Annotated in this window: 11 protein-coding genes, 1 tRNA gene and 2 rRNA genes; 13 read left to right on the forward strand and 1 reads right to left on the reverse strand. The window is 43.2% G+C overall.

Annotated features, from left to right (window positions below; all coding sequences use genetic code 11):
- Positions 1-5: 5 nt before the first annotated feature.
- The 5 genes from sufC (at position 6) to sufB (ending at position 5,207) form a co-directional block, all read left to right on the forward strand.
- Positions 6-776, forward strand: coding sequence for a Fe-S cluster assembly ATPase SufC (gene sufC, locus AB4X21_RS02545; protein ID WP_003004238.1), 771 nt, complete (start codon positions 6-8; stop codon positions 774-776).
- 66 nt (positions 777-842) lie between these two features.
- On the forward strand, positions 843-2,105 hold the full coding sequence (gene sufD / locus AB4X21_RS02550) for a Fe-S cluster assembly protein SufD (protein WP_369088137.1): 1,263 nt from the start codon (positions 843-845) through the stop codon (positions 2,103-2,105).
- A 9-nt stretch (positions 2,106-2,114) separates the two neighbouring features.
- Positions 2,115-3,341 carry a cysteine desulfurase gene (locus AB4X21_RS02555; RefSeq protein ID WP_369088138.1) on the forward strand — a complete coding sequence of 409 codons (1,227 nt, stop codon included), beginning with the start codon at positions 2,115-2,117 and terminating at the stop codon, positions 3,339-3,341.
- The gene (gene sufU, locus AB4X21_RS02560) at positions 3,328-3,762 is read left to right on the forward strand and encodes a Fe-S cluster assembly sulfur transfer protein SufU (RefSeq protein WP_003004754.1); all 435 of its coding nucleotides are present in this window, start codon (positions 3,328-3,330) and stop codon (positions 3,760-3,762) included. The genes AB4X21_RS02555 and sufU overlap by 14 nt, the downstream gene beginning before the upstream one ends.
- A 32-nt stretch (positions 3,763-3,794) precedes the next feature.
- Positions 3,795-5,207, forward strand: a complete 1,413-nt coding sequence (gene sufB, locus AB4X21_RS02565; protein WP_003010279.1) for a Fe-S cluster assembly protein SufB — start codon at positions 3,795-3,797, stop codon at positions 5,205-5,207.
- A 58-nt stretch (positions 5,208-5,265) separates the two neighbouring features.
- On the opposite strand, the gene AB4X21_RS02570 is transcribed toward sufB, so the two are convergent.
- The gene (locus AB4X21_RS02570; protein WP_320910915.1) at positions 5,266-6,507 is read right to left on the reverse strand and encodes a serine hydrolase; all 1,242 of its coding nucleotides are present in this window, start codon (positions 6,505-6,507) and stop codon (positions 5,266-5,268) included.
- A gap of 205 nt (positions 6,508-6,712) precedes the next feature.
- On the opposite strand from AB4X21_RS02570, the gene AB4X21_RS02575 reads away from it, so the two are divergent.
- The 8 genes from AB4X21_RS02575 to AB4X21_RS02610 all read left to right on the forward strand — a co-directional run bounded on the left by AB4X21_RS02575 (position 6,713) and on the right by AB4X21_RS02610 (position 18,168).
- Positions 6,713-8,698, forward strand: a complete 1,986-nt coding sequence (locus AB4X21_RS02575; protein WP_155127073.1) for a peptide ABC transporter substrate-binding protein — start codon at positions 6,713-6,715, stop codon at positions 8,696-8,698.
- A gap of 73 nt (positions 8,699-8,771) precedes the next feature.
- Positions 8,772-10,271 (forward strand): ABC transporter permease, encoded by a 1,500-nt coding sequence (locus tag AB4X21_RS02580; protein WP_070595566.1) that lies wholly within the window; start codon positions 8,772-8,774, stop codon positions 10,269-10,271.
- A complete protein-coding gene (gene oppC, locus AB4X21_RS02585; RefSeq protein WP_003010290.1) occupies positions 10,271-11,197 on the forward strand; it encodes an oligopeptide ABC transporter permease OppC in 927 nt (308 codons plus the stop codon). The genes AB4X21_RS02580 and oppC overlap by 1 nt, the downstream gene beginning before the upstream one ends.
- An 11-nt stretch (positions 11,198-11,208) precedes the next feature.
- Positions 11,209-12,276: an ABC transporter ATP-binding protein gene (locus tag AB4X21_RS02590; RefSeq protein ID WP_003010293.1), complete on the forward strand. Its 1,068-nt coding sequence runs from the start codon at positions 11,209-11,211 to the stop codon at positions 12,274-12,276.
- Positions 12,277-12,286: 10 nt separating this feature from the next.
- Complete coding sequence (locus AB4X21_RS02595; protein WP_369088139.1) at positions 12,287-13,210, forward strand: ATP-binding cassette domain-containing protein; 924 nt, start codon at positions 12,287-12,289, stop codon at positions 13,208-13,210.
- A 265-nt stretch (positions 13,211-13,475) separates the two neighbouring features.
- A 16S ribosomal RNA gene (locus tag AB4X21_RS02600) occupies positions 13,476-15,020 on the forward strand.
- A 53-nt stretch (positions 15,021-15,073) separates the two neighbouring features.
- Positions 15,074-15,146 (forward strand) — tRNA-Ala (locus AB4X21_RS02605).
- A 123-nt stretch (positions 15,147-15,269) separates the two neighbouring features.
- A 23S ribosomal RNA gene (locus AB4X21_RS02610) occupies positions 15,270-18,168 on the forward strand.
- The 16S and 23S rRNA genes sit together here with 1 tRNA gene alongside, the layout of an rRNA operon.
- The last annotated feature ends 77 nt before the right edge of the window (positions 18,169-18,245 follow it).

An 18,245-nucleotide genomic window follows, 5' to 3' on the forward strand; every position in this document is an offset into this window, starting at 1 on the left:
ATGCAATGTCGACATTAGAAATTAAAGACCTTCACGTTGAAATTGAAGGCAAAGAAATTTTAAAAGGTGTAAACCTGACCCTAAAAACTGGTGAGATCGCAGCCATCATGGGACCAAACGGAACAGGGAAATCTACTCTGTCAGCTGCCATTATGGGAAATCCGAATTATGAAGTAACCAAAGGGGAGATTCTCTTTGATGGTGTCAACATCTTGGAATTGGAAGTAGACGAACGTGCACGGATGGGCTTGTTCCTTGCTATGCAGTACCCTTCAGAAATCCCAGGAATTACCAATGCAGAATTTTTACGTGCAGCCATGAATGCTGGTAAAGAAGAGGACGAGAAGATCTCTATTCGTGATTTCATCAAAAAATTGGATGAAAAGATGGAACTGCTCAACATGAAAGAAGAAATGGCAGAACGCTATTTGAACGAAGGCTTCTCTGGTGGTGAGAAAAAACGCAATGAAATCCTTCAATTGTTGATGTTGGAACCAACATTTGCCCTTTTGGATGAAATTGACTCTGGTTTGGATATCGATGCTCTTAAGGTTGTATCTAAAGGGGTTAATGCAATGCGAGGTGAAGGTTTTGGAGCGATGATCATCACCCACTACCAACGTTTGTTGAACTATATTACTCCTGACGTCGTTCATGTGATGATGGAAGGCCGTGTCGTGCTTTCAGGTGGACCAGAATTGGCTGCACGCTTGGAACGTGAAGGATATGCCCAACTTGCAGAAGAACTCGGTTACGACTATAAAGAAGAACTATAACCTGATGACAAGTGATCTAATGTTGTCATAAAATCAAACAGATAGTATCTTTATTAGGAGAAAAAAATGAGTATTGAAAATATTACCCTCTTTTCGGAACTACATGCTGAGCCAAGCTGGCTGCAAGATTTACGAAAACAAGCTTTTGACAAGATCGATCAGTTGGAATTGCCAGCCATTGAACGCGTCAAATTCCACCGCTGGAATCTTGGGGATGGAACGATCACAGAAAGCGAGGCTTCTGCCAATGTTCCCGATTTTACAGCCCTTGATTCAAATTTAAAATTGGTCCAAGTTGGAACCCAAACTGTATTTGAACAGGTGCCACAAACCTTGGCAGACCAAGGAGTCCTTTTCACAGATTTCCATACTGCCCTAGAAGAAATTCCGCAGGTAGTGGAAGACTACTTCATGTCTTCCGTTAAATACGACGATGATAAACTAGCAGCTTACCACACGGCTTATTTTAATAGTGGGGCTGTCCTTTATATTCCAGAAAATGTCGAAATTTCAGAACCCATCGAAGGTATTTTCTACCAGGATAGTGATAGTGATGTACCTTTTAATAAACACATTTTGATTATTGCAGGCAAAAACAGCAAGTTTAGCTATTTGGAACGCCTAGAATCAAAAGGTGAAGGCTCAGCAACAGCAACTGCGAATGTGACGGTTGAGGTGATTGCCCGCTCAGGTGCCCAAGTGAAATTTGCGGCGATTGACCGTCTGGGTGGAAATGTCACAGCCTACATCAGTCGACGTGGGAAACTAGGTCAGGATGCCAGCATTGATTGGGCTATCGGTGTTATGAACGAAGGTAACGTGGTTGCAGATTTTGACAGTGACTTGGTTGGAAACGGAAGTCATGCAGATTTGAAAGTCGTTGCTTTATCAAGCGGTCGTCAGGTGCAAGGAATTGACACACGTGTGACTAACTTTGGTTGCAACTCGATCGGAAATATCTTGCAACACGGGGTTATTCTTGAAAAAGGAACCTTGACCTTCAACGGAATTGGTCATATTATCAAGGGGGCTAAAGGAGCAGATGCTCAGCAAGAAAGCCGTGTTTTGATGTTATCGGATCAAGCGCGTTCAGATGCCAATCCAATCCTCTTGATTGATGAAAATGACGTTACAGCAGGCCATGCTGCATCGATCGGTCAAGTGGACCCAGAAGATATGTATTACCTCATGAGTCGTGGTCTGGATCAACACACAGCAGAACGCTTAGTGGTGCGTGGTTTCTTGGGATCTGTTATTGTTGAAATCCCAGTTAAAGAAGTACGTGATGAAATGATTGCCACCATCGAAGAAAAGTTATCTCAACGCTAAGGAGAAACAATGCTAGATAAAAATACGATTGCTCAAGACTTTCCCATTCTCGATCAACTAGTTCACGATGAGCCTTTGGTTTATCTAGATAATGCAGCAACGACGCAAAAACCTAAACGTGTTCTTGAAGCAGTTAATCACTATTATTTGCAAGATAACGCCAATGTTCATCGTGGAGTTCATACTTTGGCTGAACGAGCGACAGCAGCCTATGAGGCGGCGCGTGAGAAAGTCAGAAAATTTATCAAGGCTTCATCAACCAAGGAAGTGCTCTTTACAAGAGGGACAACGACTGGACTCAACTGGGTGGCCCGCTATGCAGAAGAAGTCCTAAAGGAAGGGGATGAAGTCCTGATTTCCATCATGGAACATCATTCCAACATCATTCCTTGGCAGCAAGCCTGCAAGAAGACAGGAGCAAAACTGGTCTATGTCTATCTAAAAGATGACTTACTGGATATGCAGGACTTAAAGAGCAAGCTTAGTGAGAAGACAAAATTTGTCTCTATCACCCATGCTTCGAATGTCTTGGGGGTGGTCAATCCGATCAAGGAGATTGCCCGATTAGCTCATGAAGTTGGAGCGATCATGGTCGTAGATGGGGCTCAATCAACCCCTCATATGGCCATTGATGTACAAGACTTAGATGCGGATTTCTTTGCTTTTTCTGGCCATAAGATGGCTGCACCAACAGGGATTGGTGTCCTCTATGGAAAGGAAGCAATTTTAGAGCAAATGTCTCCGATCGAGTTTGGGGGCGAGATGATTGACTTTGTTTACGAACAATCTGCCTCTTGGAAGGAATTACCTTGGAAATTTGAAGCTGGAACCCCTAATATGGCGGGTGCAATTGGACTTGGTGCAGCAATCGATTACTTAGAAGAGCTGGGAATGGACCGGGTAGAAGCGCATGAGCAAGAATTGATTGCCTATGTGTTTCCAAAATTACAGGCTATCGAAGGCTTGACCATCTATGGTTCCCAAGACTTAGCCCAACGTTCTGGCGTCATTTCCTTTAATCTAGGAGATCTCCATCCGCATGACTTAGCAACAGCACTAGATTATGAAGGAATTGCCGTTCGTGCAGGTCACCACTGTGCACAACCGCTCCTTCAATACCTACAAGTCCCAGCGACAACGAGAGCAAGTTTTTATATCTACAACACCAAGGCGGACTGTGATAAATTAATTGAGGCATTGATCAAAGCAAAGGAGTTTTTCAATGGCACTTTCTAAATTAGATTCGCTGTACATGGCGGTCGTAGCTGACCATTCAAAACACCCCCATCACCAAGGGCAGATTGAAGATGTTGATCAGATCCAACTCAACAATCCAACTTGTGGAGATGTGATCCAGTTAAGTGTGAAATTTGATGAGAATGACAGGGTGGAAGATATTGCCTTTGTGAATTCAGGCTGTACGATCTCAACAGCTTCAGCTAGTATGATGACAGATGCTGTAATGGGAAAAACAAAAGAGGAAGTCGAAGAATTGGCACAGGTCTTTTCAGAAATGGTCCAAGGGAAGTCAGATCCTCGCCAAGAGGAGTTGGGAGATGCAGCCTTCTTATCTGGAGTCTCAAAATTCCCACAACGGATTAAATGTGCAACCCTCTCCTGGAATGCACTTAAAAAAGCGATCGAACGTAGCAAATAATTAAAAGAAGAAACAGAGAAAGAAAGGAAATTATGGCTGAAGAAAGAGTCGAACCGAAACCAATTGATCTCGGTGAATATAAATTTGGATTTCACGATGACGTTCAACCCATTCTCTCTACCGGGAAGGGATTGAATGAAGCGGTTATTCGTGAATTGTCTGCAGCAAAAAATGAACCAGAATGGATGCTCGAATTCCGTTTGAAATCTTTTGAAACCTTCAAAAAGATGCCCATGCAAACCTGGGGAGCCGATCTATCAGAAATTGACTTTGATGATTTGATCTATTATCAAAAACCTTCGGATAAACCTGCCCGTTCATGGGACGAAGTTCCAGAGAAAATCAAGGAAACCTTTGAGCGTATCGGGATTCCTGAAGCAGAACGTGCTTACTTAGCAGGGGCTTCTGCTCAGTATGAATCAGAAGTGGTTTACCACAATATGAAAGAAGAGTTTGAAAAGTTGGGGATTATCTTTACCGATACGGATTCTGCCCTAAAAGAATATCCAGACCTGTTCAAACAGTATTTTGCGAAGTTGGTACCACCAACGGATAACAAATTGGCTGCCCTCAACTCAGCAGTCTGGTCTGGTGGAACCTTCATCTATGTACCAAAAGGCGTAAAAGTCGACGTCCCTCTTCAAACTTACTTCCGTATCAACAACGAAAATACAGGTCAGTTTGAGCGTACCTTGATTATCGTGGATGAGGGAGCAAGTGTTCACTATGTGGAAGGCTGTACAGCACCGACCTATTCAAGCAATAGCCTCCATGCAGCGATTGTTGAGATCTTTGCCTTGGATGGTGCTTATATGCGCTACACGACCATCCAAAACTGGTCTGACAATGTCTACAACTTGGTCACCAAGCGGGCCAAAGCTCAAAAAGATGCTACAGTTGAGTGGATCGACGGGAACTTAGGAGCGAAGACAACCATGAAGTACCCATCTGTTTATCTAGATGGAGAAGGAGCGCGTGGGACCATGTTGTCCATTGCCTTTGCAAATGCAGGTCAACACCAAGATACAGGTGCCAAGATGATCCACAATGCCCCTCACACTAGCTCGTCTATCGTATCCAAATCCATCGCGAAAGGTGGCGGAAAGGTAGACTACCGTGGACAAGTAACCTTTAACAAAAATTCCAAGAAATCAGTTTCTCATATCGAGTGCGATACCATTATTATGGATGATTTATCAGCATCAGATACGATTCCATTTAATGAAATCCACAACTCACAAGTTGCTTTGGAGCACGAAGCTAAAGTTTCAAAAATCTCAGAAGAGCAACTGTATTATTTGATGAGTCGTGGTCTGTCTGAATCAGAAGCGACAGAAATGATTGTCATGGGATTTGTAGAACCCTTTACAAAAGAACTTCCAATGGAATATGCCGTTGAGTTAAACCGACTCATTAGCTACGAAATGGAAGGATCTGTAGGATAATTCGTTTTAATAGCAAAATAAAATCACAATGGATTTGACTCCATTGTGATTTTTTTGCTTATAGCTTTTCGTTGACATAACGAACAAATTCATTCCACCAAACCTTTAAGAAAAAGCTTTTCTCAATGGTTCTTCCCGATACCATATCGACCGTTGGCTCTTGATCTTCTAAGTAGCCACGTCCGATTTTATCTGGATCAGTGTAGTGTAATTTTCCAAGATTTGTGCCTGATTTGACAGGTGCTCGGAATGATTCTTGGTTGCTCTTGAATTGAATTTTTGGTTCCGCTTGACTGCCTTGCTTTTCAACGATATAGAAGTCTTTTTTTGCAACAGCTAAAACAGTCTCGGACTTCCCGTCCATGACAGTTGCCTTACTTTTTCCGTAGGGATCTCCTTCTTTGACGACAATGGAAGAAACAAAGGTTCGTACCACGTAGTTCATCAGAGAAGAAGTAGCCACAAAGCGTGCATATGGATCACCGTCAACTGCCTCCACTCCTAGGACAACCGTGATCATGTGGATGCCATTTTGCGTCGTTGATGCAGCAAATGTGATACCACCTTTGGTAGAGTTGCTGACCCGAAGGCCGTCGACTCCCGACCGGTAATTCGGCATGCCTTCTAGCATCAGGTTGGGGTTTTCAATCTGCGTGTTTGAAAAAAGAGCAGTGGGTTTTGAAGTATATTTGGTCACTTCAGGAAAATCCTGGAGTAAGTGCTTGGCAATGACAGCAATATCATAAGCACTCAATTGATTTTCGTCTCCTTTCCCGTCAGGATCTCCGCTGATGGTTTGAGTATTTAATCCGGTAGCATTAATTAAATGAGGAGATTGAATGCCCCATTCAGAAAGTTTCTGCTTCATTTTTTCAACGAAGCTTTTCTCAGAGCCCCCCACTTTCTCAGCTAAGGCCAAGGCAGCAGTACTAGAATTTCCAACTAAAAGAGCAGTCAATAACTGTTCAACCGTATATTGGTTCGCTTCCATAGGAAGAGTACCAGCACCTTCGATATCATTTAAAGCCAGAGCTTTCTCAGACAATTTGATAGGATCTTTTAGAGAAAGTTTTTTTTCATGAATAGCTTCGAAAATCAGATAAGTGGTCAAGAGTGTAGATAGTCCCCCCACATCTCGTTTTTTCTCTGAATCCTTTTCATATAAAATTTTACCTGTATCAGCTTCAACAGCAATAGCACTTTGAGCAGGAAGTTCTAGCTCATCTGCCAGAACGACTTGATAAGGTAAACTGCATAACAGCAGCATGAAGGTTAAAAAAGAAAGAAAGAATTTTTTCACAGTTGTTTCCTCGTTGCTTAGTCCTCTCTATTGTATCATACAAATGATTAATGGAAAATTGTAAAATCATCAATTAGGCTAAAAAGTCAGTCATAGCAAGGTTTTTGAATAGTGATAAAACGAATATTCAGAAAATTTAGTTTACTTTTTTTTCTACTTGTGATATAATCTTAAACAAATCTAAAAAAACTATTGGAGAATTCCTATGAAAAAAGGTAAAGTATTCGCAGTTGCCGGAGTAACACTCCTTGCAGCTGGATTGTTAGCTGCATGTTCTAGTTCAAATACTAGCAAAGCAAGCTCAGGCGAAGACAAAAACTATGGTTATGTCTACACTTCAGATCCAACAACTTTGGACTATACAATTTCTTCTAAAGCTGCTACCCATGACATCACTACAAATGTGGTAGACGGTTTGTTAGAAAATGATAAATACGGTAACCTTGTACCTTCACTTGCGGAAGACTGGTCTGTTTCTAAAGATGGTTTGACTTATACCTACAAGATTCGTAAAGGTGTCAAATGGTATGATGCGGATGGTGAAGAACACGGCGAAGTGACTGCCAAAGACTTCGTGACTGGTTTGAAACACGCTGCTGATAAAAAATCGGAAACTCTTCCACTCGTTCAAGGTTCTGTCAAAGGATTGGATGATTATGTCCAAGGAAAAATCACAGACTTCAGCCAAGTTGGTGTCAAAGCGGTTGATGATTACACACTTCAATACACATTGAACAAACCTGAAACTTTCTGGAACTCTAAAACGACTAACGGAATTTTGTTCCCAATAAGCACAGAGTTCTTGAAGAGTAAGGGAGATGATTTTGGTCAACCAAACGATGTGAAGTCAATCCTTGCAAACGGACCTTTCCTTCTTAAATCAATCACTTCAAAATCATCTGTTGTATTTGAAAAGAATGACAACTACTGGGATAAGAAAAACGTTCACCTGAAAGAAGTAAAATATACTTATTACGATGGATCAGACCAAGATTCATTGGCACGTGGATTCTCTGATGGTGCTTATACAAAAGCTCGCCTTTTCCCTGCAAGTTCAAACTTTGCAACTGTAGAGAAAAAATATAAAGACGATATCTTTACTACACCAGCAGGATCAGGTGTAGCAGTTCTTGGCTTTAACCTTGATCGTCAATCTTACAAACACACTGCTAAAAAATCAGATGCTGAAAAGACTGCGACTAAGAAAGCAATTTTGAACAAAGATTTCCGTCAGGCCATCACTTTTGCCTTGAACCGTGAAAACTACTCAGCACAAGTCAATGGTAAAGAATTTGCTAAACCAGCTATCCGTAATACATATGTTGCACCTGCATTCGTACAAGTAGATGGAAAAGACTTCGGAAATGTAGTTGCAGATAAGTTGACTACTTATGGAGACCAATGGAAGGGTATCAACCTTGCAGATGGTCAAGATGGTCTTTATAACAAGGATAAAGCGAAAGCGCAACTTGAAAAAGCCAAAGCTGAACTTCAAAAAGATGGTGTTCAATTCCCAATTCATATTGATGTACCGGTAGCACAAAATTCTACAAACTTTGTTTCACGGATGCAATCTCTGAAACAAACGGTAGAAGATACTCTTGGTAAAGACAATGTCGTTCTTGATCTTCAAATGATGGACTCAGACGAAGTGTTGAATATTACTTTGAATGTGCCATCAGCTGCAGACGCAGACTGGGATCTTCAAGGAATGGTAGGATGGAACCCAGACTATGATGATCCATCAACTTACCTTGATACTCTTCAACCAGCTTCTGAGGACCAAACAAAAGTTTACCTTGGTTTTGCAGGTGGTGTAGATAACCCATCAGCAAAAGCTGTAGGTTTGGATGAGTTTGCAAAACTTCTTGACGATGCAAACAACGAAACACAAGATGTTGTGAAACGTTATGAAAAATACGCAGTAGCTCAAGCTTGGTTGACAGATAGTGCGATTGTTATTCCAACAATGTCAAGTACAGGTGCTGCAACAGTTGTTTCTAAGGTAGTTCCATTCTCTGAACCATCATCACAAACAGGTAACAAAGGTTCAACATACTTGAAATACGTTGAAGTTCAAGATGAGCCGGTTACTAAGAAACAATACGATGAAGCCCTTAAGAAATGGCAAAAAGAAAAAGCTGAGTCAAACAAAAAAGCTCAACAAGATCTTGAAAAACACGTTAAATAATTAAATTATTGCTTTTCATTAGAACTTTCTCTTCTAGGGGAGAAAGTTCTTTTGGACATTAAAGGAATGAAATATGAAAAAATATGTTTTTATGCGTATTTTGCGTTCGTTAGTGTCGATCTTTCTCGTCACGACATTAACCTACATGATTATCTATACGCTAACACCGAGAAATCTCATCTTTAAGAATGACCCCAACTACAATAAAGTAGCGAAGACAAAAGATTCGAAGATCAACTACGAAAATACAGTCTATGATCGCATGGGTTATTTGGAATACATGGATTCAAAGAGCTTGCAACAAAAAGCAAGTAAAGAAGATTCTTCCGTAACGGTTGATGCGACAAATGCCAATGAAAAGATCTACAAAAAATATATTGAAAAATTAGGTCATGGTTGGCAGTTGAAACGTTTTCCAGAAAGTAAGTCTTTCTATGCGGTGCGTGAAATTCCGGTTTTTGAACGTGTCATCAGCTTCTATGCGAATTTGATTCAGTTTGATCATCCAGGTTGGGTGAAAGATGCCTCAAATCCAAACCTCAAACGCTATATCCGTATTGAAAATGATCCATCTATTGGTTGGTCAGTTGTAGGTTCTGGTACGAAACACAAATACCTCTTGTACTTTAATGGTCAATTCCCATATGTGCACCAAAACTTTGTAACCTTAAACCTTGGAAATTCATATCCAACTTATTCAAATACCCCTGTTCTTCAAGTTATTACCCAAGGACAAGGAACGACTAAGAAGAGTGAAGTGAACTTCCCAACAGGTAAAAAGACATCTTCCATCGATATCTACTCACGTACCTACAAATCACCAAGTAAGGCAGACTCACAAGATATCAGTCGATTTGGTAAAGGGGATGCCTATACAGCAACGTTGAGCAACTATGAGAATCCATCCATGATTGCATCTTCTTCAATCATTGGTTTGATTGGTATTGCGATTGCTTACTTGATTGCGATCCCATTAGGATCTTACATGGCTCTGTTCAAGGACTCATGGTTTGATAGCATCTCTACTGCGGCTTTGACATTTATGATGTCTCTCCCAACCATTGCCCTTGTCTATATCGTGCGTCTAGCAGGTTCATTCTTTGGACTTCCAGACTCATTCCCAGTACTTGGAGCACAGGACTGGCGTTCATATGTATTGCCGTCTCTGATTCTTGGTTTATTGAGTGCGCCATTTATCGCCGTTTGGATTCGTCGTTACATGATCGATATTCACTCTCAGGATTTCGTCCGTTTTGCTCGTTCAAAAGGATTGTCAGAACGTGAGATCTCAAGAAAACACATCTTCAAAAATGCGATGGTTCCACTAGTTTCTGGAATTCCAGGGGCTATCATTGGAGTTATCTCAGGTGCGACGTTGACTGAAACAGTCTTCGCTTTCCCAGGTATGGGTAAAATGTTGATTGACTCTATTAAAGCATCAAACAACACCATGGTCATCGGACTTGTCTTCATCTTCACATCACTTGGTATCTTTGCTGCCATGTTAGGTGATATCTTGATGACAGTGCTTGATCCACGGATTAAATTAACGAATACGAAAGGAGGCAAATAATGGCTACAATCGATAAAAATAAATTTCAGTTTGTAAAACGCGATGACTTTGCCTCTGAAGTAATCGATGCTCCAGCGTATTCATACTGGAAATCTGTATTCAGACAATTCTTGAAAAAAAGAACCACTATCATTATGCTTGCTATTTTGATTGGGATTCTCTTGATGAGTTTTGTCTACCCGATGTTTTCAAATTTTGATTACAACGACGTAAGTAAGGTAAATGACTTTTCAGCACGTTTGAATCCACCAAGTGCCAAAGCTTTCTTTGGTACAGATAATAACGGTAAATCCCTCTTTGATGGAGTTTGGTTTGGTGCTCGGAATTCAATTATCATTTCCTTCATCGCCACTGTTATTAACGTGGTTGTCGGAGTTATCGTTGGTGGAATTTGGGGGATCTCAAAATCCATCGACCGTATCATGATGGAAGTTTATAACGTTATTTCAAACATTCCGTTTATGTTGATCGTTATCGTCTTGACTTACTCAATGGGATCTGGTTTCTGGAACTTGATTCTTGCCATGTCCTTAACTGGATGGATCGGAATTGCCTATACCATTCGTGTCCAAATCATGCGTTACCGTGATTTGGAGTACAACCTTGCCAGCCGAACATTAGGAACACCAACTTTGAAAATTGTTACGAAAAATATTTTGCCTCAATTGGTATCTGTTATCGTGACACAAACATCACAGTTACTTCCAAGCTTTATTTCTTATGAAGCTTTCCTTTCCTTCTTCGGACTTGGTCTTCCAATCACAGTTCCAAGTTTGGGACGCTTGATTTCTGACTATTCTCAAAACGTAACTACAAATGCCTACCTATTCTGGATTCCGCTTACTGTTTTGATTTTAGTATCCTTGTCATTCTTTATCGTCGGACAAAACTTGGCCGATGCCAGCGACCCACGTACACATAGATAGGAGGAGTAGATATGACATCAAATAACAATATTATTTTATCTGCTCAAGATATCGTAGTGGAATTTGACGTGCGCGATCGCGTATTGACAGCTATTCGTGGCGTATCGCTTGAGCTAGAAGAAGGTGAAGTTCTTGCCTTAGTTGGTGAGTCAGGTTCAGGGAAATCAGTTTTGACAAAAACGTTCACCGGAATGTTAGAAGATAATGGCCGTATTGCCCAAGGTTCGATTAAATACCGTGGTCAAGAATTGACAGATTTGAAATCGAATAAAGATTGGGAAAATATTCGTGGATCTAAGATCGCTACAATTTTCCAAGACCCAATGACAAGTTTGGACCCAATCAACACAATTGGATCACAAATTACAGAAGTCATTATCAAACACCAAGGGAAAACAGCTAAAGAAGCCAAAGAAATGGCTTTGGATTATATGGAGAAAGTTGGAATTCCAGATGCTGAACGTCGTTTTGATGAGTATCCATTCCAATATTCAGGTGGGATGCGTCAACGGATCGTTATTGCCATCGCCTTGGCCTGCCGTCCAGATATCTTAATCTGTGACGAACCAACAACAGCCCTTGACGTAACCATTCAAGCGCAAATCATTGATTTGTTGAAATCCCTTCAAAAAGAATACCAATTTACAGTTATCTTTATCACCCACGATTTAGGTGTGGTTGCAAGTATTGCAGATAAAGTAGCCGTTATGTATGCTGGAGAAATTGTTGAGTTTGGTAAAGTAGAAGAAATTTTCTACGATCCAAAACATCCATACACATGGAGCTTGCTTTCAAGCTTGCCTCAATTGTCAACCTCAGATGGTGATCTTTACTCTATTCCAGGGACTCCGCCATCATTGTATGCTCCAATCAAAGGAGATGCCTTCGCACTTCGTTCAGATTATGCGATGCAGATTGATTTTGAAGAAGAGGCACCCGCTTTCAAAGTGACCGATACTCACTGGGCTAAGACATGGTTGCTCCATCCAGATGCACCAACAGTTCATAAACCAGAAGTAATCGAAAACCTTCACGAAAAGATTGGCTCAAAAATGGGCTTCACTCACATTACAGAATAGGAGGAAGGAAATGACTGAAAAATTAGTTGAAATTAAAGATTTAGAAATTTCCTTCGGTGAAGGAAGTAAAAAATTTGTAGCTGTAAAGAATGCAAATTTCTTCATCAACAAAGGGGAAACATTTTCTCTTGTTGGTGAGTCTGGTAGTGGGAAGACGACAATTGGTCGTGCAATCATTGGTTTGAATGACACTAGTGCAGGTGATATCCTGTATGATGGCAAAAAGATCAATGGGAAGCAATCGCGCAAGGATGAAAATGAATTAATCCGTAAAATTCAAATGATCTTCCAAGACCCAGCGGCAAGTTTGAACGAGCGTGCAACAGTCGACTACATTATTTCAGAAGGTTTGTACAATTATCACCTATTCGAAAATGAAGAAGACCGAGTACGTAAAGTAAAAGAGATTATGCATGAAGTGGGGCTTCTAGCAGAGCATTTAACTCGTTATCCTCATGAATTCTCTGGTGGACAACGCCAGCGGATTGGGATTGCTCGTGCCTTGGTAATGGAGCCAGAATTTGTTATCGCAGACGAGCCTATTTCAGCCCTTGACGTATCCGTACGTGCGCAAGTTTTAAATCTCCTTAAGAAATTCCAAAAAGAGTTGGGCTTGACCTATCTCTTTATCGCGCACGATCTTTCAGTAGTTCGTTTTATCTCTGATCGTATTGCGGTTATTCACAAAGGAGTTATTGTAGAAGTAGCTGAAACGGAAGAATTGTTTAATAATCCGATTCATCCTTATACACAATCTCTCCTGTCTTCTGTTCCGATTCCAGATCCAATTCTAGAACGCAAAAAAGTTCTGAAAGTTTATGAACCTGATCAGCATGATTATTCAACAGACAAACCAGAAATGGTTGAAATCAAGCCAGGACATTACGTTTGGGCAAATAAAGCAGAACAGAAAAAATATAAAGAACTTGTATAATCATAAGAAAACGAGAAGAATACGCTTCTCGTTTTCTATTTTTTGAAAAAAGAAAAACTTTTTTTTAAAAAATAGAAAAAAGATATTGACAGTAGGGGAAGGTCATGATATACTAATATAGTTGTCGCGCGAGAGCGACAAAGACCTTTGAAAACTGAACAAGACGAACCAATGTGCAGGGCGCTATAACTGAGGTTATAGTAACTGAACAATAAAAAAACAATAAATCTGTCAGTGACAGAATGAGTTTAAGACAAACAATTATTTTAATGAGAGTTTGATCCTGGCTCAGGATGAACGCTGGCGGCGTGCCTAATACATGCAAGTAGAACGCTGAAGGAGGAGCTTGCTCTTCTGGAAGAGTTGCGAACGGGTGAGTAACGCGTAGGTAACCTGCCTCTTAGCGGGGGATAACTATTGGAAACGATAGCTAATACCGCATAAAAGTCGACATCGCATGATGTTGACTTGAAAGGTGCAAATGCATCACTAAGAGATGGACCTGCGTTGTATTAGCTAGTTGGTGAGGTAACGGCTCACCAAGGCGACGATACATAGCCGACCTGAGAGGGTGATCGGCCACACTGGGACTGAGACACGGCCCAGACTCCTACGGGAGGCAGCAGTAGGGAATCTTCGGCAATGGGGGCAACCCTGACCGAGCAACGCCGCGTGAGTGAAGAAGGTTTTCGGATCGTAAAGCTCTGTTGTAAGAGAAGAACGAGTGTGAGAGTGGAAAGTTCACGCTGTGACGGTATCTTACCAGAAAGGGACGGCTAACTACGTGCCAGCAGCCGCGGTAATACGTAGGTCCCGAGCGTTATCCGGATTTATTGGGCGTAAAGCGAGCGCAGGCGGTTAGATAAGTCTGAAGTTAAAGGCTGTGGCTTAACCATAGTACGCTTTGGAAACTGTTTAACTTGAGTGCAGAAGGGGAGAGTGGAATTCCATGTGTAGCGGTGAAATGCGTAGATATATGGAGGAACACCGGTGGCGAAAGCGGCTCTCTGGTCTGTAACTGACGCTGAGGCTCGAAAGCGTGGGGAGCAAACAGGATTAGATACCCTGGTAGTCCACGCCGTAAACGATGAGTGCTAGGTGTTGGGTCCTTTCCGGGACTCAGTGCCGCGACTAACGCATTAAGCACTCCGCCTGGGGAGTACGACCGCAAGGTTGAAACTCAAAGGAATTGACGGGGGCCCGCACAAGCGGTGGAGCATGTGGTTTAATTCGAAGCAACGCGAAGAACCTTACCAGGTCTTGACATCCCTCTGACCGCTCTAGAGATAGAGTTTTCCTTCGGGACAGAGGTGACAGGTGGTGCATGGTTGTCGTCAGCTCGTGTCGTGAGATGTTGGGTTAAGTCCCGCAACGAGCGCAACCCCTATTGTTAGTTGCCATCATTGAGTTGGGCACTCTAGCGAGACTGCCGGTAATAAACCGGAGGAAGGTGGGGATGACGTCAAATCATCATGCCCCTTATGACCTGGGCTACACACGTGCTACAATGGCTGGTACAACGAGTCGCGAGTCGGTGACGGCAAGCTAATCTCTTAAAGCCAGTCTCAGTTCGGATTGTAGGCGCAACTCGCCTACATGAAGTCGGAATCGCTAGTAATCGCGGATCAGCACGCCGCGGTGAATACGTTCCCGGGCCTTGTACACACCGCCCGTCACACCACGAGAGTTTGTAACACCCGAAGTCGGTGAGGTAACCATTTGGAGCCAGCCGCCTAAGGTGGGATAGATGATTGGGGTGAAGTCGTAACAAGGTAGCCGTATCGGAAGGTGCGGCTGGATCACCTCCTTTCTAAGGAAAAGGAAACCTGTACGTTGGTCTTGTTTAGTTTTGAGAGGTCTTGTGGGGCCTTAGCTCAGCTGGGAGAGCGCCTGCTTTGCACGCAGGAGGTCAGCGGTTCGATCCCGCTAGGCTCCATTAACACTATAAGGGTGTTAAGATTGAACATTGAAAATTGAATATCTATATCAAATAGTAACAAGAAAATAAACCGAAACGCTGTAAATATTTAAAGAGTTTAGGTCGCAAGACCAAAAATAAGGTTAAGTTAATAAGGGCGCACGGTGGATGCCTTGGCACTAGAAGCCGAAGAAGGACGTGACAAACGACGAAATGCTTTGGGGAGCTGTAAGTAAGCGACGATCCAGAGATGTCCGAATGGGGGAACCCACTAGCTAATGGCTAGTACTCCTATCTGTTAAGGATAGGTAGAGGAAGACGCAGTGAACTGAAACATCTAAGTAGCTGCAGGAAGAGAAAGCAAAAGCGATTGCCTGAGTAGCGGCGAGCGAAACGGCAGGAGGGCAAACCGAAGAGTTTACTCTTCGGGGTTGTAGGACTGCAACGTGGACTTAAAGATTATAGAAGAATGACATGGGAAGGTCAGCCAAAGAGAGTAAGAGCCTCGTATTCGAAATAGTCTTTATACCTAGCAGTATCCTGAGTACGGCGGGACACGAGAAATCCCGTCGGAATCTGGGAGGACCATCTCCCAACCCTAAATACTCTCTAGTGACCGATAGTGAACCAGTACCGTGAGGGAAAGGTGAAAAGCACCCCGGGAGGGGAGTGAAATAGAACCTGAAACCGTGTGCCTACAACAAGTTCGAGCCCGTTAATGGGTGAGAGCGTGCCTTTTGTAGAATGAACCGGCGAGTTACGATATGATGCGAGGTTAAGTTGAAGAGACGGAGCCGTAGGGAAACCGAGTCTGAATAGGGCGCAATAGTATTATGTCGTAGACCCGAAACCATGTGACCTACCCATGAGCAGGTTGAAGGTGAGGTAAAACTCACTGGAGGACCGAACCAGGGCACGTTGAAAAGTGCTTGGATGACTTGTGGGTAGCGGAGAAATTCCAAACGAACTTGGAGATAGCTGGTTCTCTCCGAAATAGCTTTAGGGCTAGCGTCGACATTGAGATTCTTGGAGGTAGAGCACTGTTTGGGTGAGGGGTCCATCCCGGATTACCAATCTCAGATAAACTCCGAATGCCAAAGAATTATGGTCGGCAGTCAGACTGCGAGTGCTAAGATCCGTAGTCGAAAGGGAAACAGCCCAGACCACCAGCTAAGGTCCCAAAATAATTGTTAAGTGGAAAAGGATGTGGGGTTGCACAGACAACTAGGATGTTAGCTTAGAAGCGACTATTCATTCAAAGAGTGCGTAATAGCTCACTAGTCGAGTGACCCTGCGCCGAAAATGTACCGGGGCTAAAACAATTTACCGAAGCTGTGGATACCTTTATAGGTATGGTAGGAGAGCGTTCTATGTGTGGCGAAGGTGTACCGTGAGGAGCGCTGGAACGCATAGAAGTGAGAATGCCGGTATGAGTAGCGAAAGACAGGTGAGAATCCTGTCCACCGTAAGACTAAGGTTTCCAGGGGAAGGCTCGTCCGCCCTGGGTTAGTCGGGACCTAAGGAGAGACCGAAAGGTGTATCCGATGGACAACAGGTTGATATTCCTGTACTAGAGTATGTAGTGAAGGAGGGACGCAGTAGGCTAACTAAAGCGTGCGACTGGAAGTGCACGTCTAAGCAGTGAGGTGTGAATTGAGTTAAATGCTTAATTCTATAACATTGAGCTGTGATGGGGAGCGAAGTTTAGTAGCGAAGTTAGTGACGTCACACTGCCAAGAAAAGCTTCTAGCGTTAATCATACTCTACCCGTACCGCAAACCGACACAGGTAGTCGAGGCGAGTAGCCTCAGGTGAGCGAGAGAACTCTCGTTAAGGAACTCGGCAAAATGACCCCGTAACTTCGGGAGAAGGGGTGCTGGCTTAAAGTCAGCGCAGTGAATAGGCCCAAGCAACTGTTTATCAAAAACACAGCTCTCTGCTAAATCGTAAGATGATGTATAGGGGGTGACGCCTGCCCGGTGCTGGAAGGTTAAGAGGAGTGCTTAGCGTAAGCGAAGGTATGAATTTAAGCCCCAGTAAACGGCGGCCGTAACTATAACGGTCCTAAGGTAGCGAAATTCCTTGTCGGGTAAGTTCCGACCCGCACGAAAGGCGTAATGATTTGGGCACTGTCTCAACGAGAGACTCGGTGAAATTTTAGTACCTGTGAAGATGCAGGTTACCCGCGACAGGACGGAAAGACCCCATGGAGCTTTACTGCAGTTTGATATTGAGTGTCTGTACCACATGTACAGGATAGGTAGGAGCCATTGATATCGGGACGCCAGTTTCGATGGAGGCATTGTTGGGATACTACCCTTGTGTTATGGCCACTCTAACCCGGATAGGTGATCCCTATCGGAGACAGTGTCTGACGGGCAGTTTGACTGGGGCGGTCGCCTCCTAAAAGGTAACGGAGGCGCCCAAAGGTTCCCTCAGAATGGTTGGAAATCATTCGCAGAGTGTAAAGGTATAAGGGAGCTTGACTGCGAGAGCTACAACTCGAGCAGGGACGAAAGTCGGGCTTAGTGATCCGGTGGTTCCGTATGGAAGGGCCATCGCTCAACGGATAAAAGCTACCCTGGGGATAACAGGCTTATCTCCCCCAAGAGTTCACATCGACGGGGAGGTTTGGCACCTCGATGTCGGCTCGTCGCATCCTGGGGCTGTAGTCGGTCCCAAGGGTTGGGCTGTTCGCCCATTAAAGCGGCACGCGAGCTGGGTTCAGAACGTCGTGAGACAGTTCGGTCCCTATCCGTCGCGGGCGTAGGAAATTTGAGAGGATCTGCTCCTAGTACGAGAGGACCAGAGTGGACTTACCGCTGGTGTACCAGTTGTCTCGCCAGAGGCATCGCTGGGTAGCTATGTAGGGAAGGGATAAACGCTGAAAGCATCTAAGTGTGAAACCCACCTCAAGATGAGATTTCCCATGATTTTATATCAGTAAGAGCCCTGAGAGAAGATCAGGTAGATAGGTTAGGAGTGGAAGTTGTGTGAGCAATGGAGCGGACTAATACTAATAGCTCGAGGACTTATCCAAAGAGTCAGAAGATATTGACAACGAAAGGTTAACTTGTTAGAATATAGATGTTCAATTTTGAATGTTTAATCATTCAG

The sequence above is a fragment of the Streptococcus sp. CP1998 genome (assembly GCF_041026655.1).
In the GTDB taxonomy this organism is placed as follows: domain Bacteria; phylum Bacillota; class Bacilli; order Lactobacillales; family Streptococcaceae; genus Streptococcus; species Streptococcus dentalis.